At 37.1% G+C, this 24,448-nt stretch carries 20 protein-coding genes; 4 read left to right on the top strand and 16 right to left on the bottom strand.

Annotated features, from left to right (window positions below):
• Positions 1 to 102: 102 nt before the first annotated feature.
• Positions 103 to 1,734: an ABC-F family ATP-binding cassette domain-containing protein gene (locus ACQV2Q_RS05400; RefSeq protein ID WP_428873293.1), complete on the top strand. Its 1,632-nt coding sequence runs from the start codon at positions 103 to 105 to the stop codon at positions 1,732 to 1,734.
• 150 nt (positions 1,735 to 1,884) lie between these two features.
• A complete protein-coding gene (locus tag ACQV2Q_RS05405) occupies positions 1,885 to 2,598 on the top strand; it encodes a YebC/PmpR family DNA-binding transcriptional regulator (protein WP_428873292.1) in 714 nt (237 codons plus the stop codon).
• Positions 2,599 to 2,972: 374 nt separating this feature from the next.
• Here the strand turns inward: ACQV2Q_RS05405 and ACQV2Q_RS05410 are convergent, their stop codons facing one another.
• The 9 genes from ACQV2Q_RS05410 to ACQV2Q_RS05450 are packed head-to-tail and all read right to left on the bottom strand — an operon-like array spanning position 2,973 to position 11,403.
• The gene (locus tag ACQV2Q_RS05410; protein ID WP_428873290.1) at positions 2,973 to 3,599 is read right to left on the bottom strand and encodes a V-type ATP synthase subunit D; all 627 of its coding nucleotides are present in this window, start codon (positions 3,597 to 3,599) and stop codon (positions 2,973 to 2,975) included.
• 6 nt (positions 3,600 to 3,605) lie between these two features.
• Positions 3,606 to 4,982, bottom strand: coding sequence for a V-type ATP synthase subunit B (locus ACQV2Q_RS05415; RefSeq protein ID WP_428873289.1), 1,377 nt, complete (start codon positions 4,980 to 4,982; stop codon positions 3,606 to 3,608).
• Positions 4,975 to 6,756 carry a V-type ATP synthase subunit A gene (locus ACQV2Q_RS05420; protein ID WP_428873287.1) on the bottom strand — a complete coding sequence of 594 codons (1,782 nt, stop codon included), beginning with the start codon at positions 6,754 to 6,756 and terminating at the stop codon, positions 4,975 to 4,977. The genes ACQV2Q_RS05415 and ACQV2Q_RS05420 overlap by 8 nt, the downstream gene beginning before the upstream one ends.
• A 13-nt stretch (positions 6,757 to 6,769) precedes the next feature.
• Entirely contained in the window at positions 6,770 to 7,081 is a 312-nt protein-coding gene (locus tag ACQV2Q_RS05425) for a V-type ATP synthase subunit F (protein WP_258436826.1), read from the bottom strand.
• Positions 7,071 to 8,081 carry a V-type ATPase subunit gene (locus tag ACQV2Q_RS05430; RefSeq protein ID WP_428873286.1) on the bottom strand — a complete coding sequence of 337 codons (1,011 nt, stop codon included), beginning with the start codon at positions 8,079 to 8,081 and terminating at the stop codon, positions 7,071 to 7,073. Before ACQV2Q_RS05430 ends, ACQV2Q_RS05425 begins: the two co-directional genes overlap by 11 nt.
• A 12-nt stretch (positions 8,082 to 8,093) precedes the next feature.
• A complete protein-coding gene (locus ACQV2Q_RS05435) occupies positions 8,094 to 8,672 on the bottom strand; it encodes a hypothetical protein (RefSeq protein WP_428873284.1) in 579 nt (192 codons plus the stop codon).
• Positions 8,673 to 8,684: 12 nt separating this feature from the next.
• Complete coding sequence (locus tag ACQV2Q_RS05440) at positions 8,685 to 9,149, bottom strand: V-type ATP synthase subunit K (RefSeq protein WP_428873344.1); 465 nt, start codon at positions 9,147 to 9,149, stop codon at positions 8,685 to 8,687.
• A gap of 17 nt (positions 9,150 to 9,166) precedes the next feature.
• Positions 9,167 to 11,092 (bottom strand): V-type ATP synthase subunit I, encoded by a 1,926-nt coding sequence (locus ACQV2Q_RS05445; protein WP_428873283.1) that lies wholly within the window; start codon positions 11,090 to 11,092, stop codon positions 9,167 to 9,169.
• The gene (locus ACQV2Q_RS05450; RefSeq protein ID WP_428873282.1) at positions 11,083 to 11,403 is read right to left on the bottom strand and encodes a hypothetical protein; all 321 of its coding nucleotides are present in this window, start codon (positions 11,401 to 11,403) and stop codon (positions 11,083 to 11,085) included. Before ACQV2Q_RS05450 ends, ACQV2Q_RS05445 begins: the two co-directional genes overlap by 10 nt.
• Before the next feature lie 202 nt (positions 11,404 to 11,605).
• Here ACQV2Q_RS05450 and ACQV2Q_RS05455 point away from each other — a divergent pair, with 202 nt between their 5' ends.
• Positions 11,606 to 12,526 (top strand): peptidase U32 family protein, encoded by a 921-nt coding sequence (locus ACQV2Q_RS05455; protein ID WP_428873281.1) that lies wholly within the window; start codon positions 11,606 to 11,608, stop codon positions 12,524 to 12,526.
• A 9-nt stretch (positions 12,527 to 12,535) separates the two neighbouring features.
• Positions 12,536 to 13,780: a peptidase U32 family protein gene (locus ACQV2Q_RS05460; protein ID WP_428875097.1), complete on the top strand. Its 1,245-nt coding sequence runs from the start codon at positions 12,536 to 12,538 to the stop codon at positions 13,778 to 13,780.
• Positions 13,781 to 13,859: 79 nt separating this feature from the next.
• On the opposite strand, the gene ACQV2Q_RS05465 is transcribed toward ACQV2Q_RS05460, so the two are convergent.
• The 7 genes from ACQV2Q_RS05465 to ACQV2Q_RS05495 form a co-directional block, all read right to left on the bottom strand.
• Positions 13,860 to 15,326, bottom strand: coding sequence for a phosphate:AMP phosphotransferase (locus ACQV2Q_RS05465; RefSeq protein WP_428876133.1), 1,467 nt, complete (start codon positions 15,324 to 15,326; stop codon positions 13,860 to 13,862).
• Positions 15,320 to 15,853 (bottom strand): GNAT family N-acetyltransferase, encoded by a 534-nt coding sequence (locus ACQV2Q_RS05470; RefSeq protein WP_428882162.1) that lies wholly within the window; start codon positions 15,851 to 15,853, stop codon positions 15,320 to 15,322. The genes ACQV2Q_RS05465 and ACQV2Q_RS05470 overlap by 7 nt, the downstream gene beginning before the upstream one ends.
• Positions 15,846 to 16,616: a tRNA pseudouridine(38-40) synthase TruA gene (gene truA, locus ACQV2Q_RS05475; RefSeq protein WP_428873274.1), complete on the bottom strand. Its 771-nt coding sequence runs from the start codon at positions 16,614 to 16,616 to the stop codon at positions 15,846 to 15,848. Before truA ends, ACQV2Q_RS05470 begins: the two co-directional genes overlap by 8 nt.
• Before the next feature lie 124 nt (positions 16,617 to 16,740).
• Positions 16,741 to 21,711: a S8 family serine peptidase gene (locus ACQV2Q_RS05480; RefSeq protein ID WP_428875092.1), complete on the bottom strand. Its 4,971-nt coding sequence runs from the start codon at positions 21,709 to 21,711 to the stop codon at positions 16,741 to 16,743.
• Between the two features lie 181 nt (positions 21,712 to 21,892).
• The gene (locus ACQV2Q_RS05485; RefSeq protein ID WP_428873272.1) at positions 21,893 to 22,696 is read right to left on the bottom strand and encodes an energy-coupling factor transporter transmembrane component T family protein; all 804 of its coding nucleotides are present in this window, start codon (positions 22,694 to 22,696) and stop codon (positions 21,893 to 21,895) included.
• On the bottom strand, positions 22,689 to 23,594 hold the full coding sequence (locus ACQV2Q_RS05490; RefSeq protein ID WP_428873270.1) for an energy-coupling factor ABC transporter ATP-binding protein: 906 nt from the start codon (positions 23,592 to 23,594) through the stop codon (positions 22,689 to 22,691). Before ACQV2Q_RS05490 ends, ACQV2Q_RS05485 begins: the two co-directional genes overlap by 8 nt.
• Complete coding sequence (locus ACQV2Q_RS05495) at positions 23,564 to 24,403, bottom strand: energy-coupling factor ABC transporter ATP-binding protein (protein ID WP_428873269.1); 840 nt, start codon at positions 24,401 to 24,403, stop codon at positions 23,564 to 23,566. Before ACQV2Q_RS05495 ends, ACQV2Q_RS05490 begins: the two co-directional genes overlap by 31 nt.
• Positions 24,404 to 24,448: the final 45 nt, after the last annotated feature.

The raw sequence follows: 24,448 nt of genomic DNA on the forward strand, positions 1-24,448 counted from the left end.
TCTAATAAGTTTATCAATAAACTATATTTCTTAATGCTTTTTAGTCCTTATCATGCTAGAATGAAGGCGTATGTCTATGAATCTAAGATGGAGGTTATGTTTGTGATCAATGTATCGAATGTTAGTTTACAATTCCCAGACCGGAAATTATTTGATGAGGTCAATATTAATTTTACACCTGGCAACTGTTATGGTGTGATCGGAGCCAATGGTGCTGGTAAGTCAACCTTTTTAAAAATTTTATCAGGTGACATTGCACCTACAACGGGAAATGTGTCCATGGATCCTAATGAAAGATTAGCTGTTCTTAACCAAAACCACTACGGATTCGAAGACTATGAAGTGATCGAAACCGTGATGATGGGTTATAAGGAACTTTATGAAGTAAAGAAAGAAAAAGATGCCATCTATATGAAAGCTGATTTTTCTGATGAAGATGGGGTGCGCGCTGGCGAATTAGAAGGTTTGTTTGCCGAAATGGGTGGTTGGGAAGCTGAATCAGAAGCTTCTAATATGTTACAAGGCTTAGGAATCCCTACTGAACAACATACAGCCAAGATGAGTGAGCTTATCGAAGCTGATAAAATCAAAGTTTTACTGGCTCAAGCACTTTTTGGTAAACCGGACAATCTGCTCCTAGACGAGCCAACTAACGGTCTAGATGCTCAAGCTATTGATTGGCTAAGTAACTTCATCATGGACTTCCCAAACACTGTCATCGTTGTTTCTCACGACCGTCACTTCCTAAACACAGTATGTACTCATATGGCGGATGTCGACTTCGGTAAAATAAAAATTTATGTGGGAAACTATGACTTTTGGTTACAATCCAGTCAATTAGCCGCTAAATTGCAAGCGGATCAAAATGCTAAAAAAGAAGAAAAAATTAAAGAATTACAAAACTTTATTGCGCGCTTTTCTGCTAATGCTTCTAAATCAAAACAAGCGACCTCTAGAAAGAAACTTTTAGAAAAAATTACCCTGGATGACATTCAACCTTCCAGCCGTCGCTATCCATTTGTCGGCTTTTCACCTGAACGTGAAATCGGTAATGATTTACTTAGCGTAGAAGGACTGTCAAAATCAATTGACGGTGAAGCCCTCTTTGATAATGTTACTTTCACTTTGAATCGTGATGATAAGGTGGCTTTTGTCTCCCGCAATGACAATGCCATTTCAGCCTTTTTTGAAATCTTGATGGGAAACTTGGAAGCAGATAAGGGAAGCTTTGAATGGGGTGTTACGACTTCACAAACCTATCTGCCACGTAATTCGGGCGATGAATTTGATGGAGTCGAGTTGTCAATTGTCGATTGGTTAAGACAATATGCTTCTAAAGAAGAAAGTGACAATACCTTCTTACGCTCCTTCTTAGGACGCATGCTCTTTACAGGAGATGATGTCTTAAAACCTGTCAACGTCCTTTCTGGTGGTGAGAAAGTCCGCTGTTTACTTTCAAAAATGATGCTATCGAAAGCCAACGTTTTAGTGATGGATCAACCAACCAACCACTTAGACCTTGAATCCATTACTGCTTTAAACGATGGTTTAATTAAATTTAAATCCGCTATTCTCATCGCCTCACATGACTACGAAGTCTTAAATACAACAGTCAATCGTGTAATTGAAATTACTCCAACTGGGGCCTTTGATCGCATGAATACCAGCTATGAGGAATTTGTCAATGATAAAGATTTACAAGCGCGAATAGATAAAATGTATCCAAAAGATTAATTTTAAGCGACTCAGCAGTCGCTTTTTTTCTTTTGCTATCAAAAGTTTGACAGAAATCTTGCAAGCTAAAAATTTTTGAAAAAATTCTATAAATGAAGCTTGTTTTTCGCTATAATACAAACAGACTATAATGAAAGTGAAGTGAATTAAATGGGTCGTAAATGGATGAACATTCGCGAAAAAAAAGCGAAAACCGATCAACAAACCTCAAGAATTTATGCAAAATTTGGCATTGAAATTTATGCAGCAGCCAAATCAGGAGACCCAGATCCGGAGACCAACCAGAAACTAAAATTTGTTGTCGATCGTGCTAAAACCTATAATGTACCATCTCACGTCATCAACAAAGCCATTGACAAGGCCAAAGGCTCGGCCGATGAGACCTTCCAAGAATTGCGATACGAAGGTTTTGGCCCGAATGGTTCAATGATTATCGTGGATGCTTTAACAAACAACGTAAACCGCACTGCCGCCAATGTTCGCATGGCCTTTAATAAGAACGGTGGAAATATGGGGGTTGCTGGATCCGTTTCTTATATGTTTGATCATGTGGCTGTTTTTGTGATGGAAAACCAAGATGAAGAAACCATTACGATGGCTTTATTGGAAGCAGATCTCGATGTCAAAGATGTTTATACTGAAGAAGGATCTGTGGTTGTATATGGTCAACCTGGTGATTACGGCACTATTAAAGAATGCCTGGAAAGTATTGGTATTACTGACTTTTCAGTGGCTGAAACTGAAATGATTGCCCAGACTGAAGTGGACCTCAACGCAGAAGACTTGGAAACTTTTGAGAAGTTAATTGATGCATTAGAAGATGATGAAGACGTGCAAAAGGTTTATCATAATGTGAATATGTAATTAATTCACGTAAATTTAAAGGTCTATATTCCTATGTTAACAAATAGCCTCCTATCCGTTGAATAGGAGATTGTTTGTTAACATCCGTTTAAATATCAATCTTATTATTTATATTTTTGTACACGATACGATCATAATACAATAAATAATTCCACCAAATAAAAGGTATTAATAAAGGAATTGCTCTTCATAAATAAAAATAATCCGAATAGTTATAGAAAGAACATTCAATCCAACTATTGATGCTCTCTTATAGATTAAACGTTTAGAGAAGCATCAGTGGAGTGAGTAATAAATCCATTGATTTATTTGACAATCTTTCTACATACTATTCGGATTTTTTCATAAGACTAATTTATTAATCTTTCTACTAATTATAGATCTTTAACCTTCATCATACGAGTGATACTTGCTCGCTCATTTTCTTCTAACTTCATTGAAATATAGTTGATTGTCTCTTCGGTATCCGGAATCATTCGATATTCAAGAGCGTTAACACGTCTTCTTGTTTTTTCGATTTCATCGGCTAAAAGCTGACAAGTCTTTTCAATTTCGACTAAATCTAATAACTTGGGCAAAATGGACCTTAAACCTTCTAAAGCTTCATCTAATTCCGCATTGGAATTCAAATAACCATAGCGTAAAGGCTCATCATCAATATCATCATCTAAATTAAAATCCATTTTAGGAACATTGACACTCATAATATTTTTAAGGTCAATTGAAAGATCAATGTTTTCACCTGAAATGGCCGCTATCTCTTCAATAAAATGATCGCTCATTAAAGACTTCGCTAATACAAATGATTGTAAGGCATTTGAAAGTTCTGCTTCCACTTGATCTCTTAGTTCATTGTTTTTACGAATCAAATCAATAAAATGGCGCATCAATTCATCTTGCTTATCTTTAAGTAACTTATGCCCGCGACTAGCCAGTGCGTGCGTACTCTTTAAAGCTGACAGCTCCATCCGGGTGGGCTTTACCCCTAATACGTTTGCCATAGTGCATTACTCTCCTTTCGGTAAGTATTGCTCGATCATTGGATCCTTGATCCGTTTCAATTCGCTCTTCGGTAAAATCTTTAATAAGTCCCAGGCAATATCAAGCGACTCAAAGATGTCACGGTTCTTATCAAAGCCTTGGTTAACATAGCGTTTCTCGAATTCATCAGTAAATTTAACATACTGTTTATCGATATCTGAAAGGGCTGACTCACCCAATACAATCGCTAATTCTTTTGCTTCTTTACCTTTGGCATAAGCTGCAAATAGCTGGTTCATTGTCGGTGCATGATCTTCACGTGTTTTTCCTTCACCGGTTCCCTTATCCTTCAAACGCGATAAGGAAGGAAGAACATTAATAGGCGGCTTAATACCTTGGTTATCTAATGAACGGTCTAAGATGATTTGTCCTTCAGTAATATAACCGGTTAAGTCAGGGATTGGATGAGTAATATCATCTTCAGGCATGGTAAGAATTGGGATTTGAGTAACCGATCCCTTAGATCCTACTAAACGTCCTGCGCGTTCATAGAGTGTAGATAGGTTGGTATATAAGTAACCTGGATAGCCACGACGGCCTGGTACCTCACGACGGGCTGCTGACACTTCACGTAAGGCCTCACAATAGTTCGTCATGTCTGTCATGATAACTAAAACGTGCATATCTTTTTCAAAAGCCAAGTATTCGGCAGCAGTTAAGGCGATTTTTGGAGTCGCTAACCGCTCAATTGCTGGGTCATTAGCTAGGTTAACAAACATTACTGAACGATCGATTGCTCCGGTTTCACGGAAAGAATCCATAAAGTATTCAGCCTCATCATAAGTAATTCCCATGGCTGCAAAGACAACTGCAAAATTTTCATCAGAATTTAAAACAGTTGCTTGACGTGCAATTTGGGCTGCTAACTCTTTATGCGGCAAACCAGAACCAGAGAAAACGGGTAGTTTTTGTCCACGAACCAGTGTATTCAAATGGTCGATGGTTGAAATACCTGTTTGAATAAATTCATCCGGATAGTCACGCGCCATTGGGTTAATCGCTTGACCATTGATATCAGCAAACTTTTCAGGAATGATTTGCGGTCCGCCATCCATCACATTACCCATACCGTCAAAGATGCGTCCCACAATATCTTCGGATAAAGCAAATTCTAAGGGCTTGCCTTTAAAACGCGCTTTAATATTGGATAGCTTCATTGAAGAAGTACCACCATAGATTTGAACAACGGCTTTACCCTCTTTAGCTTCTAACACCTGACCCATACGAATTTCACCATCGTGGAGCTCAATTTCAACTAGTTCGTCATAGGCTATATCTTCGACGCCATCTACAATCATCAAAGGACCATATAGGTCAGAAATATTTGTATATTCCTTAAGCATTTGCTCCACCTCCTTGTTCTAATACTTGTTTCATGTAGGTAGCAATTTGCTGATCAATCTCATCCAAGCGGTGAATTTCTTCTTCTGGAATAAATTTAGCTCGAGCAATTTGCTCACGAACTTCTTGAGTACCTTCCATAATTTCATTATAGTAAGCACCCAGTTTCATTGCTTCTCTTGCCTCAATTTCAAAATCAATAATTAAATTCAATAATTTCAATTGTTTTTCTTCAGAGGTTGTCGTATCAACATCGTCAAAAGCATTTTGTTGTAAGAAGTCTTCACGAATCATCCCTGCGATGGCAAGCGTTAATTTATCTTTTTCAGAAAGTGAATCTAAACCAACCAAACGAACAATTTCTTGCAAGCTTGATTCTTCTTGAAGAAGTGATAAGCAATGACGTACTTTCTCACCCCAACTTGGGTCAATGTGTTCATCATTATGTGCTTGAACATCGGTTGAATATTGAGAATAAGAATCTAGCCAGTTAATAGCTGGGAAGTGACGTTGTTGTGAAAGTTTAGAATCTAAACTCCAGAATACTTTTACGATACGTAAAGTATTTTGGGTAACGGGTTCTGAAGTATCCCCACCTGGAGGTGAAACCGCTCCAATGGCAGAAACTGAACCAACGCGCTCATCTGATCCCAATACTTGGACCAAGCCGGCACGCTCATAGTATTCTGCAATACGTGAACCTAAATAAGCTGGATAACCTTCATCCCCTGGCATCTCTTCCATACGTCCTGACATTTCACGTAATGCTTCTGCCCAACGTGAAGTAGAATCCGCCATGATGGCCACTGAATAGCCCATATCACGGAAGTATTCCGCAATAGTGATACCTGTATAGATTGAAGCTTCACGAGCCGCCACCGGCATATTGGAAGTGTTAGCAATTAAAATAGTACGTTGCATGATAGACTCGCCCGTTTTAGGATCAATTAATTCTGGAAACTCGTTAATAACGTCCGTCATCTCATTTCCACGTTCACCACATCCTACGTAAACCACTACGTCAACATCAGCATACTTAGCGATTTGGTGCTGAACGACCGTTTTTCCAGCCCCGAAAGGTCCAGGAACAGCAGCTACCCCACCCTTAGTGATTGGGAAGAATGTATCAATTACACGTTGTCCTGTCTTTAGTGGTGCTTTGGGAGTTGATTTAGCTTTATAAGGGCGTCCCAAACGAACCGGCCATTTTTGAACCATATTTAATTCATGTTCGCCTGATTCTGTTTCAACCACACAAACGGTATCTTCAATTTTGAAAGAGCCAGATTCGATGGATTTAATTGTTCCTTCAATGCCAACAGGAACCATAATGCGGTGCTCAATAATTTTGGTTTCTTGAACGACCCCAATAATATCGCCAGCTACCACATGGTCACCCACTGCTTTACGGGCTTCAAATTCCCAAACCTTGTCTCGATCTAAAACATCAATGTTACTTCCTCTTACTAAAAAATTACTCTCTGTTTTTTGCATGAAATCTTCTAATGGTCTTTGAATCCCATCAAACATCTTGGTTAATAGACCTGGTCCTAATTCAACTGAAAGAGGATGTCCTGTAGGTCTTACGATTTCGCCCGGTTTCAACATCGAGGTCTCTTCGTATACTTGAATGGATGCAACGTCTTGGTGCATTTCAATAATTTCGCCAGTAAGTTGCATTTCTCCAACCAAAACAATTTCACGAATTGAGGAGTCTTTCATTCCTTTAGCCTTCACTAAAGGTCCTGAAATTTCTTGAATAATTCCAGTTGTCATTTTTTTCCTCCTTTTATAATATGTTCTGTCCGATTGCTTTTTCAACGTTGTCATTGACTTTGGCTTTACCTATTCCAAGAGATCCTTTATGAGTTGGAATTAGAATAACCGCAGGGGTTGGTAAAGTGTCAAAGTGACTAATCGTATCGGGTATTTCATGAGCTAGATTTTCTGTCAATAATACGACACCAATATTTTCTTCTTTTAAATCGTGTAGAATTTTTCTAGCTTCCTCGCCACTACTTGCTGGATAGACTTCAAATCCTAATAGTTTAAAGGCTAATACGACGTCACGGTTACCGATTACTGCTATTTTATATGCCATGAATAGGTCGCATCCTTTCTTTAATTAGTTGATTGTCTAAATTATTTTCTTTCCCAATTAAGATGAGACGTACGTTGTCACTCTCATTTTCCAAGAAATATAGATAAGTAAGTACTGGCATCGGCCCGAAGGCATCAAATGAGAATGATCTTAAAATCCGACTAAACTCGCCTTGAATTAAAGCATTTAGTTCAGTTGGGTTGACCTTTTCATCATTCAATTGATCCCAAACAGGGTCTAAATTAATCATGTATTCAGCTGTTTGATAAGTTTCAACTAAACCGTTCAAATCTTTTTCTCGCCAATTTTCAATGATATCATCACGACTCACTGCCCCTTGACTTGATAAAGAGGTGAAAATAAATGATGTACTTTGACCTTGTTTAAAAGCACGGACAAAAGTTAATAAATTTTGAAAATCAATTTTCATTTTTACAAATCGACTGAGTTCTTCATGCTTCATTGCATCGGCATGAGATCGGATATGTCTTAGATAGGCTGTATCCAAAATGACATCAATCGAATGGGTATCGCCTGTGTCTTCTACTGCTGTGATAGCGTCATAGACAGCTTCTTCTAATACAGGATGAAGGTCTTCATTTTGTCCTTTTGTAGACACAACTTGAGCAAGTTCCTCTTTTGAAAAACTGCCAATCGGAATGTACAAATGAGACAAATCTTCATCCAGATATTTTTCTTTAATTAAAAGCTTCAAATTATGATAAGTATATCTTAATGAGAAGATTTCGATTATACGCCTATCAGGTGATGCCTCAAGTAATTCTTCATATACATAAACCAAACGTTGTTGAATGATTGGCTCAAAACTACGATTTAAACGCACTTCCTCCGGAATAGAATAAGCCGTCTTACCTAAGTAGTCTAAAACAGCATCAGAATGGTCCATTTGTAATAACGTTTCATAGTCTGATTGACTGAGAAGTTGAGCTTCATAGAGGCGCAGGGTCGTATTTAAACCAGCATACTCTAATTCTTTCATTATAAGCCCCCCTTATGCTTTCAGTTGTTTTTCAAGTTCAATAAGCAGTTGAGGCTTCAGTTCATTAATAATATCTTCAAATAAATAATTCATATTCATCCCTTTTTGGGTAAGAATAAAACCAGATTTATCCGCAACGTTTTCGCCCCATTGCATCATATTATAATCTGCATGAAATTTATTCGCTTGATCATCAGAAATAAATTGACGTGATTTTTCACCGATTCTTAGTTCAAAAGCTTGATTTGAATCCAACTTTTGCATTGCCGCTTGAATCATTTGACCCAAATTATTAGCTATCGAATGGTTTATTTCTTCAGGAACGTCTTGGATAATTTCTTCTAATAATTTTTGCTTATGAGTAAGCTGTGAGTTGCGCAATTCATTAGCCAATGATTGCTTACGAATTTCAAATTGTTGCTCTTGCTTACGAATAAAGTTTTCTTTATCATGCTCAAATTGTTTATTAATCCGATTTTTGTAATCGTCCATTGCTTGGGACAACTCATTTTGAAGATCTTGAACTTGTGCTTCACCTGTGGCTTGAACTTTCCCTAAGATTTTATTTTGTAAAGTTTCAATGTTTCCCACAAGTTTGACCTCCTATCCTTGAACAAGTAAGAATGAGAATACGAATGCTAAAATTGCATAAGTTTCAACCATTACTGAATAAATAATTGCATTAATAACTTTTTCAGGACGTTTAGCCAAAATCTGCATACCTGCTGCAGCTACTTTACCTTGGTGAATACCTGATACCCAACCTACAAAACCAACAGGCATAGCAGCAATTAATAGATTAAGTCCTGTTTGTAGTTCCATGCCTTGTTGTAACTGTAAGAAAATTAAGAAGCCAATCGCAAATCCATAAAGGCCTTGTGTACCTGGTAGTAACTGTAAGATTAAAGATTGAACGAATTTTTCAGGTTGATCTTTAGTTAAAGCTGCAGCGGATGTACCTGCAGTACCAACCCCATTAGCTGAACCAAAACCTGAGAAAATAACTGCCACTGCTATCCCTAAAACGGCGAATAAATAACCACCATATTCTTGTAAAAATTCCATTATATTACCTCCTAGTAAATTTATTTAATATTAATGTATTTGCCTAAGTATTTTAATGGGGCAAAGGCTTGACCCCCAGCTTCATAGAATTTACCGAAGAACTCAACGAAGATTAAACGTGCAGAGTGAACATAAGCACTTAAGACCGTTAAGCCAAAGTTAAATAACTGTAAAGCAATGATTAATAGAATACCCACTGAAAATCTTGCTGCAGGAGGTAAATATGCCACCAAAATATTAAAGGCTAAGGCAATTGATCCTCCAGCTATACCAAGGGCCATTAGTCGACTATACGATACTAAATCTCCTAAATAAGAAGAGATGCCATACAAATCGTATAAACCGGCTCCGAAACCGGCAAATTTATTTTTACTTTTAATAATAGCTACTACCAAAATTGTTATGGCTGCAAACCCAGCTAAATATAGGCCTAATTGTTGTAGACTTTCAATGTTTAATAACATTGGTCCAAGGACTGCAATTAAAAAGCCAAATAGCATGATAATCCATGATAGTCCATCCTTAATTGCATCTAATCGATTACTTTCCCAATTTAGGAGTGTGTTTAGGATGAGTCCATGAATGATTTGGATAAATCCTAAACCAATCGACAAGGCCAATACCTGAATGACGTCTTCAGTAGGTGATAGCAACTTGAAAGGCAAGGATTCACCAAAAAACGACCCGTAAATTAAGCCCCATAGCAAAACAGCATATGATAAGAGATGGAAGAAACGTATGTTTTTTTTCATCCCTTTATCGATCGTAAAGAATTTTAATGGGATAAAGGTTCCTAACCAGAGTAAAATTCCATAACCTAAATCGGCAATCATCATTCCAAAGAATGTCCAATAATAAGGCGTTAAAGAGGATGTCGGGTCAAACCCCTTATATCCAGGTAGACCATACATTGAAGTAACTGTTTCAAAAGGTTCAACCAAAGGGTGATTTTTTAATTGAATGGGTACTTCTTCGCTTTCTTCTTCAGTTGGTGTCACATAGTCTAAATAAACTTCTCCATTTAGCGCTTTTATAACTTCTTCTAAGCTTGCTTGAGCTTGTTGCTCTTCAATCCAACCTTCTAGAGCGAACAACTCCCCTTTGTTTAATCCTAATTCTGTTGCTTTTTGTCTTTCTACTTTGGCATAAAAAACTTCTTCAGCGATTTTTAATTGGTTATATTCTTGTCTGAAACTTCCCAATTCTTTTCTTAGATCTCTGGCTTTGTTTCTTAAGTTTTCCGCTTCTATATGGGATTCTTCTAGCAGTTTAACCGGAAGGTCTTTGAAGCGATAATCTAAGATCTGGAAGCGGTTTTGATTAAGAAATTGATTCACTTCGAAGGCATCATCCTTATCAAAAGCAACTGCCAGGCCAATTTCTTCTTTAGACTGATAGACCTCTTCCAGTGCAATTCGGTCTTCTTCTTTCAAAGCATTGTAATATTCATTATCCGCTGTTTGAGGAATTGTCCCTAATAACAAGCGTGTATAGCGATAATCTTTAGCGTAATCTGGAAGTGCTTTTAGATTGCGCCACTTATGATAAAAATCGGCTTCATTCTCGCAAATTTGAATTTGGGAATCAATTTCTTCTAGCATCTTTTTCTTTTCCCATACTTTATCAGTAATCTTCTTGGCTTGCTCATCCATTTGACTTTCTTCAATTTCAGCCATACTCATTTCTGGTAATGGCGTTAGATACTTGTCTTTAAAGGATTCAGCTGTTAGATAACTTTCTAAATATTTTTTTGCTGATCGGACATTTTCTAACTGATCGAGATATTCTGTCAGTTGTTTTGATTCCATTTTTGGCTCTTGGTCCAACAATTCAGAGTTAATTGTCTTCACTTGAATGTTTTGCATTTTTTGAAATGCCTGCATCAAGTCGTCACGATTTTCTTTCTCAACAATTGCTAAAACCTTAGCCATTTTAGCTATTGCCATATTTCTTTCACCACCTTTTCAGCAATTTTTTGCGTCAAATCCTCACGGCGGTTAGCAATATCGGATTCAATTTGAACAACCGACAATTGATTTTCATTTCTTAAGTCATTTTCAACCTCAAGAAATTGATGATTATATTTTTCTTTAGTCGTTTGTTTAAATTGAGCGAATTCCGAATCAACCTGCCTTTTAAATGTGAGTTTTTGATCTTCAAAGTTTTCTTGCATTTCTTGCAATTTTTTTTGATAATCAGCAACTTTTTCAGCACTTAATGCCTCTAATTCGTTAACTGTCTCAATTAAATTTGCCATTCGTTCACCACCCTTCTTTTCCTATTTCAAATAGGAAATAAATAATTAGCGACACTGATATTATAACATGAATTTTGATTCCGTTTCCAATATTATTTAGTTTGTGAAAAAGTTACTATGTATTAAAATGCTGTTTATTATCTCTGTTTACTCGTATATAATTGATAGATGAATAAAATAACGATTAGAAAGAAGGGTTCTAATGATCAAGTTGATTGCAACAGCTGAATCGATAGGACAAGCCAAAAAACTAATCGATCTTGGGATCGATCAAGTTGTTATTGGTGAGGAAGTATTTGGTTTGCGCTTGCCGGCTTATTTCTCCTTTGACGAAATGAAAGAGGTTATCGATTACGCCCACCAATACAAAAAAGAAGTCATCATTGCCATGAATGCTATTTTGCATAATGAACAAATTAAGCAAGCACGATCTTTTCTAAAGAAGATCAAAGAAATCGGTGCAGACCAAATTATGGTTGGCGATACTGGCTTAATTCAAATTCTTAAAGATGAAGACCTCTACTTACCATATATTTATAATGCTTCTGTTTTAATGACCTCATCCGGTCAAGTAAATTTTTGGGCCAAATATGGCGCAAAGAGAGCCTTTGTCGCAAGTGAAGTGCCATTTGTTGAATTAAAGGATATGTTAGCTGAAAGTCAAATTCCTCTTGTTTATCAAGTCTATGGCTCTACTTGTATTCATCAAAGTCGAAGACGCTTATTGAATAATTACTTTAACTATATTCATAAGGATGTTGAGGAGTTAACCGATCGTGATCTTTTCTTGTCTGAGCCTAATAAAAAGGATAGCCATTATTCGATCTACACCGATCAACACGGTACACATATCTTTGCCAATAAAGATTTAAATTTAATTGAATATTTACCCGATTTAGCAAATGTTCAACAAACGCATTGGTATTTAGATGGATTATTTACACCCGAAGAAGCGTTCAAACAAGTCGCAAGACATTTTATACGTGTGAAGGAATTAATTGAACAAGACCAAGTGACTTTAGAAGGACTAAAACTACATCGTGTAGCGGTTGAACAATATCACACTAAAAATCGGGAATTGGGTACAGGTTTCTTCTTATATGAAGCAGACCAGGTACAATAGGAGGCGCTTATGGAAAACTTAACTTTTAAAAAACCAGAATTATTAGCACCCGCAGGAACGCTCGAAAAACTAAAAACTGCGATTCACTATGGAGCAGATGCAGTATATATTGGCGGTAATGATTACGGACTTCGTAAAAGAGCCGGTAATTTTTCTTTTGAGGATATGGCTGAGGGAGTCGCTTTTGCCCATGCAAGAGATGCGAAGGTATATGTCGCTGCTAATATGGTTACTCATGAAAATGATGAGATAGGTGCTGGTGATTTTTTCCGGCAAGTAAGGGATATTGGCATTGATGCGGTCATTGTGTCTGATCCGACTCTTATGCAAATATGTGCCAGTGAAGCTCCGGGACTAGACATTCACCTTTCCACCCAGCAATCAGCTGTCAATTATGAAACCTTGAACTTTTGGCAGGAAGCCGGACTGACACGTTGCGTTTTAGGACGTGAGGTCTCTATGGCAGAAATTAAAGAAATCCGTGCTAATACGGATGTAGAAATCGAAGCTTTTATTCATGGTGCTATGTGTATATCTTATTCCGGTCGTTGTACTCTCTCCAACCATATGGCTAATCGTGACGCTAATCGAGGCGGCTGTTGTCAATCTTGTCGTTGGCACTATGGCTTATTCGAACTGCCTGAGTTGGACCAAAAAGTAATGGTGGGGGCAGGTGAACCGGGTATTAAAGAACCTTTCTCGATGTCAGCTGTTGATATGGGGATGTTAGACCATATCCCTGAAATCATTGAGGCAGGGATTGATTCGCTGAAAATTGAAGGCCGTATGAAATCCATCCATTATATCTCAACCGTTGTTAACGTTTATCGTAAGGCTATTGATAGCTTCTTTGCTGATCCTAAAAATTATGAAGTAAAAAAAGAATGGTCTGATGAATTATGGAAAATTGCTCAACGCGAGCTTTCAACTGGCTTTTATTACGACGCACCAAGTGAAAAAGAGCAATTGTTTGGCAAGCGTCGACGTCGACCAGAGTATTCCTTTATAGGGGAAGTTTTAGATTATGACCCTGATACAACCATCGCTACTATTCAACAACGCAATAACTTTAAAGTTGGTGAAACCATTGAATTTTATGGTCCTGGCATGCGCCGTCATCAAGAAACATTAGATCAAATGTGGGATGACACAGGAGCTGAAATCAAAGTGGCTCCTCACGCTATGCAAATTGTTACTATGAAAGTCAGTCAACCTGTTGCTAAGCACGATATGCTTCGTAAACACTTAAAATAAAACGAAAGCAACTCATAGATGATACCTACCACTTTTGCTGGATAAACAGTCAAAGGGTAGGTATCTTTCAGAGTTGCTTTTATTTAGCTATTATTTTTTCTAAGTGCTCAATGAAGTATTTCAAGACTTGAATACGGGCATAGCGTTTATCATTGCTGGCTACGATATACCAAGGAGCATATTCGGTATCTGTGCGAACCAACATTTCATTCATAGCCTCTAAATATTGTGGCATTTTCTCACGATTGCGCCAATCTTCAGCTGTTATTTTATAGTTTTTGGCTGGATCTTCTACCCGATCTTCAAATCTTTCATATTGTTCTTGACTATCAATATATAAGAAAAACTTCATGACAGCCGTGCCGTGGTCGGCCAAGGTTCTTTCCATTTGATTAATTTCTTCATAAGCGCGTTCCCAATCTCTTTCAGGGGTGAAATTTTCTACCCTCTCAACTAAGACCCGCCCATACCAAGAACGATCAAAAATAACCATCTGACCATCTTCGGGCATTTCTTTTTGAAAACGCCATAAATAATGAAATTTTTCTTCTATAGGGTCTGGTGCGTTAATTCCAAATATTTTATAAGAACGAGGATCAATGTGCCGGGTCAACCGCTTAATTGCCCCACCTTTACCAGCTGCATCCATTCCTTCAAAGGCTAAAACAATGGGGATTTTCTGATCATAGCATTGGTAAACCAATTTAGCCGCTTGCTCTTGTAAGTTAGCTAACTCCTTGTGGTAATCATCTTTTGAAAGACTCTTACTTAAGTCAAATTGGTCAAGAACATCGTAAACCTGATCACGATCTCTTTTAATCGCTTCATCCCTAGTCCGGCACTGAACGATCCGTTCTATACCACGATGAATTTCATCAATTACCGTCCCTAAGACCATTTTAGAAGCATATTTTTTGTCCTCAGCTGCAACGATATGCCAAGGTGATCGTTTATTATTAGTTTGGGTAAGAATCTTTTCAAACCATTCTTGGTGGTCTTGGTAGTTTTTATTTTGTTCATAGTCTACCTCAGATAACAAATGCTTTCCTTCAACTGTCTCTTCAAGTTTCTTGATGCGTTTTTTTTGTGTTTTTTCCGTTATATTTATGAAAAACTTAATAACAATCATACCGTTATTTATCAAAGTACTATCTAGTTCTGTTAATTCACGAACACGCTGCTCTAGTTTTTCATCATTTTTTTGATCATGATTAAAGACTTGATAGTAAAAGGAACGATCATAGACAACTATTTCTTGATTAGAGGGAATTTTTTGCCAAAAACGCCAAACAGAAGGATGCGCTTTTTCCATTTGATTGGCCTTGTCAAAGACTTCTACTCTCACATAACGTGGATCGAGTTCACGCGTTAAATCGTTGATCACATAGCCTTTACCTGCCGATTCCCAGCCATCAATTAAAATTAAAACTGGAATTTCAAGTCCTTTAACTGTTCGTTGTAATTGATCGAGCCTTTCACCCAACTCTGATCTTTTATAGTTATCAAAGCGTTGGTCAATTTTTTCAAAATCAAAGTCTTTTAACATGGATTCTCCTTCTTTCTGTAATATTGGTAAGCATCTCTAGGATCGCCATTTTCTAAAAAAATAATGCCACAAAACTGAAATCCTAGCTTTGCTAAAATATGTTTCATTGGTTGATTTTCCTCATGTGTGTCAATTCTGATATTCGAATAATGTTCCAAGGTCCAGTCTAATAATGCTTGCCCACTACCTTTTGCTGATGGTAAAGATGCTAGTCGATGAATAGTCACATACTCTTCATCATTCAGCCACTGTCCCTGAATGTTTTTATAAATAGGGTCTTCCCCTGCTAGCAAAGCCATCACTGCTAATATTTCATGATCGAGCCTATCTTCTACTATATAAGAATGTGCTGAACGATAATCATTTAGAATGACCTCTCTGCCAGGATAGCCATCAATCCATTGATTGAGATTACCAGTAGCCAATTGAAATCGACGTGCTTGATCATAAATGGCTTGCAACTTATCGATATCTTTTAATTCTACTCGACGAACCTGCCAGTCACTTGTTTTTTTTATCTTACTCAAAAGGATCCTCCTCATATTCTACATGCATTAAATATAAACCTTGTGGAGGCGCTGTAGGACCTGCCTGGTTGCGATCTTTTATATCTAGAAGTCGTTGCATCTCGATAGGTTCTTTAAGGCCGTCACCTATTTGAAGGGAAGTTCCCACAATAATACGGATCATATTGTATAAAAATCCGTTCCCTTTAAAATCAAAAACTAACTCTTGATTAGGAACGTCTAGATTAGCCTTTACTTCATATAAGTTTCTCACTTTATTCTCTTTATCTGTTTTAGTAGAGCAAAAACTTGTGAAATCGTGTTCTCCTTGTAGATAAGCTAAACCTTCTTGAATGCGCTCAATTTCAAAAGGATAACCATGGTGAGTGGTAAAATTTCGTTTAAAAGGATCTGGGAAAGCTTGAGTATCCACGCGATAGCGATAGGACTTTCCAATAGCATGGTAGCGGGCATGAAAATCTATCTTCGTCTGGTTACATTGAATAATACGAATGTCTTTTTCAAGAATAGAATTCAAAGCACGCAAAAGATTGATAGCCGGAATCGAAGCAGGAAAATCAAAATGGATCACTTGCCCCATGGCATGAACCCCTGCATCTGTTCGACCGGAACCTATAATTTTAATAGGGTTTTCTGGGCTTTTTTTAGCAATAAGAAGCAAGGCATTTTCAATTTTCTCTTGAATAGATATACCATTTTTTTGAATTTGATAACCGTGATAGTGACTTCCATCATATTGAACTTTAGCTACATAACGTGGCAAACTCCCACTCCTTTCCATCTCATTTAATTATAGACATTCTTTTCTTCATTATAAAGGCTAATGGTTGCCTAACAAAAAAACTCTCTCATTCAATTTGAATGAGAGAGAAAAAAGTAATGTGTTATTAATCTTTTAATTTTTTCTTTGAATACGCAAGGCTGCCTAAACCTAAGAAGGAAAGTATTGTTGCTACGATAGGATAAGCATGCTGACTCGTTTCTCCAGTAGCTGGTAAGACGCTAGCGCCTTCAGCATCAGATCCTACACCTTGATTCTTATCAAAACTTTCACCTTGCTGTGGTCTTGAACCAGCCTTAGGCTTCAAGTCTTTAGAATATCCCATTACAAGATTTTGCAATTCTAATAATTGAGCTTTTGTTAAATCGTTTAAGTTACTTGCCTCAATTTCATTCACTAAAGCTTGAGCTTTCTTAAGATCAAAATCTTTAGGCTTACGATAATCTTCGATATTCTTTAACTTATATTTAAACATTTCAAAGTAAGCATTGAAGTTTTTAATTTCTTCTGATAATTCGTCTTCTTTTGCTTGTTCTGGTTTTGTTGGATCAGTTGGACTGGATGGTTCTTTCGGACTTAAATGCTCATCATTTACCTTAGTACCCATTAGAATGATCTCTGTTTGAGCCGGACGAATAACTTCTCCGGTTAACGGATTCAACAACCCTTTAACTCCTTCTTGAATAGTTAATTCGATTCCTTCTAATAAATAAGAGTCTGATTTTTTATCCGTTTCAAAATCAATTTCTACTGGACCATATTCCACAACTTTATCAGTCGCGTCTATAAGAATAACTAATTCACCATCTTCATCGATATTAGCTTTTCCTTCTTGACCTTCTTGGACAACGTTCATTTCACCCACAGCTAAATCTGCATTAAAACGTTTCACAACTTTAAATGGAATAGCTTTTAAATCTCTTAATTGAACTGGGATAGATGTTGCTTCACTTTCATTACCAAAGTCATCATAAACAGTAAAGGTTAGCTCTTTTCCTAACTTAGATTTAGGAATAGTATATAAAACTTTTCCTTCGACTGGGATAGGATTTAATAGTGAATCGAATGTCTTATCTACGCGACCGATCATGTCATTATCCGCCCATAATTCAACATAGTTCATGTTATCACTGAAGTCGATCTCGAAGTATAATAAATCCTTATCTGGACCAAAGACTTGGTTAACTTTAAGTTTTGGCGCTTCAATATCTCGTCTTATTCTTTGAGCCACTTGCTGCTTAACTAATTTATCGTTAGGACTCTTAACATAAGCAATCATTTCAATACTGTAAACTTTATTTTCGGTTAACTTCTCAGTAGATATATCTTCCTTAAAGTAGATCATACCCTCTATTTCTTCAAAAGCGACTGGGTGATTTTCTATAATGATATTTCCGTCTTCGTCACTCACTCGATACTCTAAATAATGAAGCTCATTATAATTTGAGATTTCACCTGAAAGGTCAATGAATTCTTGATACTCACCATATGGCTGGAAGTACCAAGGGCTATTAGTAACAATTGATGGTAAGTCGGTTGTATCTAAGCCTTTTTCTGCAATATATTCTTCTGGATTGCTCGGAGCCTCACCATAAGCTTTGTTCTCTTCAGTTACCTCTGCTTCTGGTTCTTCTCCTGGTTTAATATCAGATCCTCTTTCGACTTCTTCTAAAGTACCATCAGCTAATAAGCGATATTGTTTAATATTTCGAGCGTTGTCATATACCCAAATATCTAAGTCTTTATCTTCAAAACCTTCTTCTAGATTAATTGTAAATGTTTCTTTTAGTAATTGTGGATTATCATTCTTATTAACTTCTTGCCAAGATACAGGTTGATCGCCACTATAAACCTCTACTGCAAAAATGCCAGATAAGTTATCTTCTACTGATAAAGTTACTTTGTTTTGTTCACGTTTGGCTTCTAACATAGCATCACTATTATCTAGTACAAACTTATACTCATAACGCTGTCTTTCAGCATCTGGCGCATCAATTTGTGCTTCGATTACATAATAATATTCACCTTCATCTACTTTCTCACCAAATGTATCGGTGAAATCCCAGCCAGTTCCCCAAGGATCTTGTAAGAATCGATATTGATCTTGGTATAAACGAGCAACTTTAAACATACGATTGATGATGGAAAGATCACGTATTTTTTCTCCAGCAGCATTTTCCACGTGGAAAGTTACATCGACTGCGTCACGTAAGAAAGCTAATTTCGGCGTTACTTTGTTTTCAAAGCCATCTTTCTCATTACTATTAACAAAAATCACCTTATCATCTTCAACTCGCCATGCATTAAAGTAATCCCAACCCTGTTCTAAACGCTTACGAACAAAGGCTGTTTTGTCGACACTACCATCCTCGTATTCAATCGGTAAGAAGTTGACATCTTTAGCGTCGGCAAAATCAATCATTTCATCAATAATCGGTAATTTATCCCATTCCCCCTTGAAACCAAAGAAAGGCAATGACAATTCAGTGGCTTTAGAATCAACTGGCTTGAAGAAGAAGTATCCTTGGACGTATTGATTTTGATCGATACCCATAGTTGAAATGATTTGTTCCATTGTTGCTGTTTGACCAGCTTTAACAGTAATTTCACCTAAACTCTCTTCTTTAATCGTTTCGGTTGTTTCTGTATAGCGACCTTCTTCATTAATCTTATCTTTTAATAAAACATAAGAAACAGTATAGGTCTGATCGTCTTTACCATAGTTTTTCAGTTTTAGATTAGCTACAAATTGATCTTGAACTTCTTTTATTTCAAGCTTTCCGTCTTCTTTTGTATCTGTCTCATTAGTTGCCACAACAGTCACAAGATTATCTAAGGCTTTTTTGATATTCGCAAGACCTGCACCTTGTTGAATAGGAGTGTAATAAGAAGCACCCTCTTCAAGTGTATTTAACTTTGGAACGGCTGTATTCATTAAAATCAGCATTGCTAAGTCATCCTGTAATGGATCTTTTTCTTTCCCATTACGGACTAAAATACCTTCATCATAAAGTCTTTGCATTACAAGAGCAGCCATGCCCGATAAGTGAGGTGTTGCCATCGATGTTCCCGACATATTCTGATAACGATCATCACTCATTAAACTATAAATGAAACCACCTGGTCCGGCGATGTCCGGTTTTAATAGTAAGTCTGTAGAAGGCCCCCAAGAAGAAAACTCGCTGAGATTACCTGCCGTGAAAGCATCAAATGCTTGTAGTTCTTTAGAAATTTTGAAAAGGGCATCTTGATTAGAACTAGCAATTTCCTTAAGCTTCTGTCCAGACTCCTTAGTCACAAACATAATTGGAATATCTAAATTCTCTAAACCTGTCATTTCCATAGTATAAGGGCTTTCTAAATTATCATAAATAATTAGTCCTGCCGCATTGCGTTCTCTAGCTAACTGATATTTCTCATTAAATGAAGCATCCCCACGTTGGACCAGAACAATTTTCCCAGTAAAATCGACCTCTGCATTGTTGGTATCTTTATACAGTTCGTAATCTTCTACATTACCTTTGCCAAATTCTACAAGTGGTAATTCTTCACTGAATCCTTCAGGATAGGTAAAGGAGCCTGGGAAGTATTTAACTTCTTCTCCTGCTTTTACTTGAACATAGCGTTTCATTTCTTTTAAGTTATCGAATGAAGCAATCGACATGGAAGGATCCACACTGGCTGGATAGCCCATCGTGCTATTATCTGGATTTTTACCTAGTTGAGTATAATCTGTCCCCCAAGTAGCGTTACGGTCATTACCTGCTGCAATCATTGGAAGAATTCCTTTATCGCGAGCGTTTTGAACGGCTTTTGCCATTGGAGTATCACCCATAATGTTAAAGCCACTTGACATACCTAGAGACATATTAATGATATCAGCACCTAATTTAACCGAATCATCAAACGCTTTCATCCAAATGTCTTCATAAACTGTTGCGTTTACTTGATCTTCTGAGAAGGCTTTCATTAATAGTAATTGTACATGTGGCGCGATTCCACGAATACCACCCTCTTCTGGGTCACCATTTGCTCCAATCGTACCAGCTACGTGGTTTCCATGCTCATCTTTAGACTGTAAAGTGTCTACATTGTCAGCATAATTATAACCATATGCAATTTTATTAGAGTACCATTTACCTGGTAATCCTAATTTTTGAATCATTTCATTCATTTCTGCTTCATCATAACGTTTTTCGATATCATCAGCTAAAATGAAATCACGATGATAAGGATCAAAGCCTGTATCAATAACTGACACAACAATGTTTTCACCCTTATATTCTGTTTGGTAATCAGCTAATAAATCCATTCCAATTAAAGGACCAGAATTAATCATATTAGCTTCGGCTACTGGGCGTGTGTAACTTTGCGATACATTTACAGACAAGACTTGAGTCATCGACTTAAGTTGATCAATTGTAGCTTGGTTAGCTACAGCTGAGAAACCTGTAAATGAAGCTGAATATTCTTGTTCACCTTCTAAAGTAAGCCCTTGACCAGCGAGAAGATCAGTAATTTCTTTGATGGTTTTCTTTACTTCTTCTTCACTTTCTTTAATAGCTAACTGATAGAGTGTCTCGTCACGATAGTCTGCTCGATCAATAGCTGCTAGGTTATTGGTGCGCACAATTATCTTAACTTTATCTTCGGCTACTGCTTCATCATCTTTAGCTTCTGTTGTTTTAGTTGGCTCTGCTGTTTCTTCTAAGACTGTTGTTTCAACAGCTTCACTTGTTTCAACCGTTTCACTTGTTTCAACTATCTCAGTGTTTTCAATAGTCTCAGTTTTTTCAATTGAAGTTGATGTCTCCACTATTTCACTTGTCTCTATGATCTCTTTTTTAGGAATCGCTTTCAATTTTTCATTTGAAAATTCTTTCGCTTGCTGTTTTTCCTCCACTGAATTCGTGGTAACTTTTTGATCCGACTCCCTAGTAGTCTGTTGATGACTGTTTTCTTGAAGCTGAACTTGATCCACTTTTACTTCTTGTTCTTCAGCATTAACTTGATTAGCCTGTGCCATCATCATTAACGCAAGCCCACAAGAACTAAGCACCTTCAATCGATTATTCATAAAATTCCTCCTCAAACGTTTTCATATGGATACATTTTAACAGATTTTTTTTAAATTTGATAGTGAATATAAGAAATAAATGAGTGTTTTATTAAATTGTAAGGGCTTGATTTTAATATTGTTAAACTATTAAAAATCCCTAAACACTAGGTTTAGGGTGCAATAAGATTGTAGTTTTAAATTAAATATAAAACCGAATAGTTAGAATGATTACGGTGATTAAAATCATGACAATTAAAACAATCACGTCGTTGCGATCATAATCTAAGTAACGGTACTTTGTTCGCCCCTCAGCACCATGATACCCACGTGATTCCATGGCCGTAGCTAGTTCCTCTGCTCGATTAAAAGCGGAAACAAATAGTGGAACAAGTATAGGAACAATTGCTTTCATCCGTTCCATCATAGACCCTTCATCAAAATCCACTCCTCTTGAACGTTGAGCATTCATTATAGTTTGAGCCTCATCTAAAAGTGTCGGTACATAACGTAAGGCAATTGACAACATTAAGGCTACTTCATGCGATGGAAATCCAAAATGTGTTAAAGGACGCAACAGATGTTCAATACCATCAGTTAACTCAAGCGGAGCAGTTGTTAAAGTTAAAATGGTTGACATCATAATAATTAAGAACAAACGCATAAAGATATAAAAGCCGCCTAATAATCCTAGCGATGTAATCGAAATGGGTCCCCAATTAAAATAAACCTGTCCTCCTGTTGTAAACAATATCTGAAAAATGACCGTAAAAAGAATAATCCATAGCATAGGCTTTAATCCCTTAAAGAAAAAACTAAGCTTCAACCGACTCAATTTGATGCCTATTAACAATACTAGAAATAAAGTTCCATATCCTACTACATTATTTGCAAAAAAAACAAGTAAAATAAAATAGAAAGTAGCAATCAATTTAGTGCGAGGATCGAGCGCATGAATCCATGAATCAATTTGAATATAGCGGCCGATTAATATCTTATCATTCATTAGCGCTAGCCTCCCAATCATTTTGTTGATGATTAATGTCAATTAGAATCTCTGCTAGTTGTTCTACTGTTAGAGGAGATTGCTTAATTTTTTTCATGAGATCTTCAGGAATTTTATCATCTAATAAATCAATAAACGCTAAAGTCTGTGGTAAACCTAATTGCTTTTCTCTCAACCATTCGGGATCAGAGAATACTTCTGAAGGAGTTCCTTGCTTAACAATCTGGCCATTTTCCAAAACCACCACATTATCGGCATACTTGGCCACATCATCCATCTGATGAGTAACTAATACGAGAGAAAGATGATAGTCCTTTTGCAATTGCATAAACATTTCCAGCATGGTGATTTGTCCCAGTGGATCCAGACCAGCCGTTGGCTCATCTAAAATTAAAACTTCTGGTTGCAATGCCAGTACACCGGCGATAGCAACTCTCCGCATTTGACCTCCACTTAAATCAAATGGTGACCGCTCAAAAAGTTCTTCATCGATTCCCACTAAACTTAGCATATCACGGGCAATTCGCTCGGCTTCTTCTTTAGAAACACCAAAATTTTGTGGACCGAACATAACATCTTTTAACACTGTTTCTTCAAAGAGTTGACTTTCGGGAAATTGAAAAACTACACCTATTTTTTTTCTTAGTGCTTTAAGGTTTTTATCTTTTGATTCGGATGTGATCACCCGACCGTCAATAATCAATTTGCCCCTAGTTGGTTTTAATAAGACGTTTAGGTGTTGGATAAGGGTAGATTTACCTGATCCTGTATGACCTATAATAGCTGTGACTTTTCCTTGTGGGATTTCTAAATCAATCCCTTTAAGTACAGGAACTTCAAAGGGGGTTCCTGGCGAATAAGTGAAATCTACTTGTTCAAATACGATTGAGATAGCCATTCTGCCATTTCCTCCTCTGTTAAGTAGTAGTCTGGGACATCCATTCCCTTTTCTTTTAGTTGCAAACGTAATTTCTCAGCAAAAGGAAGATCTAAACCCATTTCAATTAGGGATGTACCCATAGAAAAAATGTTAGCAGGAATATCTTTATAAATTACTTTTCCTTCTTTTAAAACGATGATTTGATCAGCTAGACTGGCTTCATCAATATCATGAGTAATGGAAATGACCGTCAATCCATACTTTTCTTTGATTTCTCGAACGACTTCGACCACTTCTTTACGTCCTAAAGGATCCAACATAGCCGTTGATTCATCCATGATGATAATGTCTGGACGTAAAGCAACAACTCCAGCAATGGCAATTCTTTGTTTTTGCCCACCTGAAAGTCTTGCTGGCTCTTTTTTTAAGAAATCAAGCATTCGGACTTGTTGAACAGCTTCTTTTACGCGAACTTTCATTTCTTCACGATTGACCCCGTTATTTTCAAGACCGAAGGCCACGTCATCTTCGACAGTCGCACCGACGAATTGGTTATCAGGGTTTTGAAAGACCATACCAACTGATCGACGAATATCCCAAACAGTCTCTTCTTGTAACTTCATGCCTTTAACGTATATTTCTCCTTCGTAAGGCACTAGAAGACCATTAATCGTCTTTGAAAGAGTAGACTTGCCCGATCCATTCGGACCAATGAGCGCTACCCATTCCCCTTTATTGATACTTAAAGAGATATCCTTAATAGCGTCTTTCTCGGCACCAGGATACTGAAAAGAAACTGAATCGATTCGGATAATTTCTTCTTTCATTATTGTCTCCTTAAAAGATATTCTTATATTAATAGTTAAAGTCGT

Origin of the sequence: Facklamia sp. P12950 (assembly GCF_050409465.1) — a bacterium.
Classification (GTDB): Bacteria; Bacillota; Bacilli; order Lactobacillales; family Aerococcaceae; genus Facklamia.

Bases quoted from the DNA above. Each gene is read 5' to 3' on its own strand.
- ACQV2Q_RS05480 (WP_428875092.1), bottom strand. From the start codon at position 21,711: ATGAATAATCGATTGAAGGTGCTTAGTTCTTGTGGGCTTGCGTTAATG.
- ACQV2Q_RS05490 (WP_428873270.1), bottom strand. From the start codon at position 23,594: ATGGCTATCTCAATCGTATTTGAACAAGTAGATTTCACTTATTCGCCA.
- ACQV2Q_RS05430 (WP_428873286.1), bottom strand. From the start codon at position 8,081: ATGAAAGAATTAGAGTATGCTGGTTTAAATACGACCCTGCGCCTCTAT.
- ACQV2Q_RS05425 (WP_258436826.1), bottom strand. From the start codon at position 7,081: ATGGCATATAAAATAGCAGTAATCGGTAACCGTGACGTCGTATTAGCC.
- ACQV2Q_RS05465 (WP_428876133.1), bottom strand. From the start codon at position 15,326: ATGTTAAAAGACTTTGATTTTGAAAAAATTGACCAACGCTTTGATAAC.
- ACQV2Q_RS05495 (WP_428873269.1), bottom strand. From the start codon at position 24,403: ATGAAAGAAGAAATTATCCGAATCGATTCAGTTTCTTTTCAGTATCCT.
- ACQV2Q_RS05445 (WP_428873283.1), bottom strand. From the start codon at position 11,092: ATGGCAATAGCTAAAATGGCTAAGGTTTTAGCAATTGTTGAGAAAGAA.
- ACQV2Q_RS05450 (WP_428873282.1), bottom strand. From the start codon at position 11,403: ATGGCAAATTTAATTGAGACAGTTAACGAATTAGAGGCATTAAGTGCT.
- ACQV2Q_RS05410 (WP_428873290.1), bottom strand. From the start codon at position 3,599: ATGGCAAACGTATTAGGGGTAAAGCCCACCCGGATGGAGCTGTCAGCT.
- ACQV2Q_RS05405 (WP_428873292.1), top strand. From the start codon at position 1,885: ATGGGTCGTAAATGGATGAACATTCGCGAAAAAAAAGCGAAAACCGAT.
- ACQV2Q_RS05460 (WP_428875097.1), top strand. From the start codon at position 12,536: ATGGAAAACTTAACTTTTAAAAAACCAGAATTATTAGCACCCGCAGGA.
- ACQV2Q_RS05455 (WP_428873281.1), top strand. From the start codon at position 11,606: ATGATCAAGTTGATTGCAACAGCTGAATCGATAGGACAAGCCAAAAAA.
- ACQV2Q_RS05420 (WP_428873287.1), bottom strand. From the start codon at position 6,756: ATGACAACTGGAATTATTCAAGAAATTTCAGGACCTTTAGTGAAGGCT.
- ACQV2Q_RS05415 (WP_428873289.1), bottom strand. From the start codon at position 4,982: ATGCTTAAGGAATATACAAATATTTCTGACCTATATGGTCCTTTGATG.
- ACQV2Q_RS05485 (WP_428873272.1), bottom strand. From the start codon at position 22,696: ATGAATGATAAGATATTAATCGGCCGCTATATTCAAATTGATTCATGG.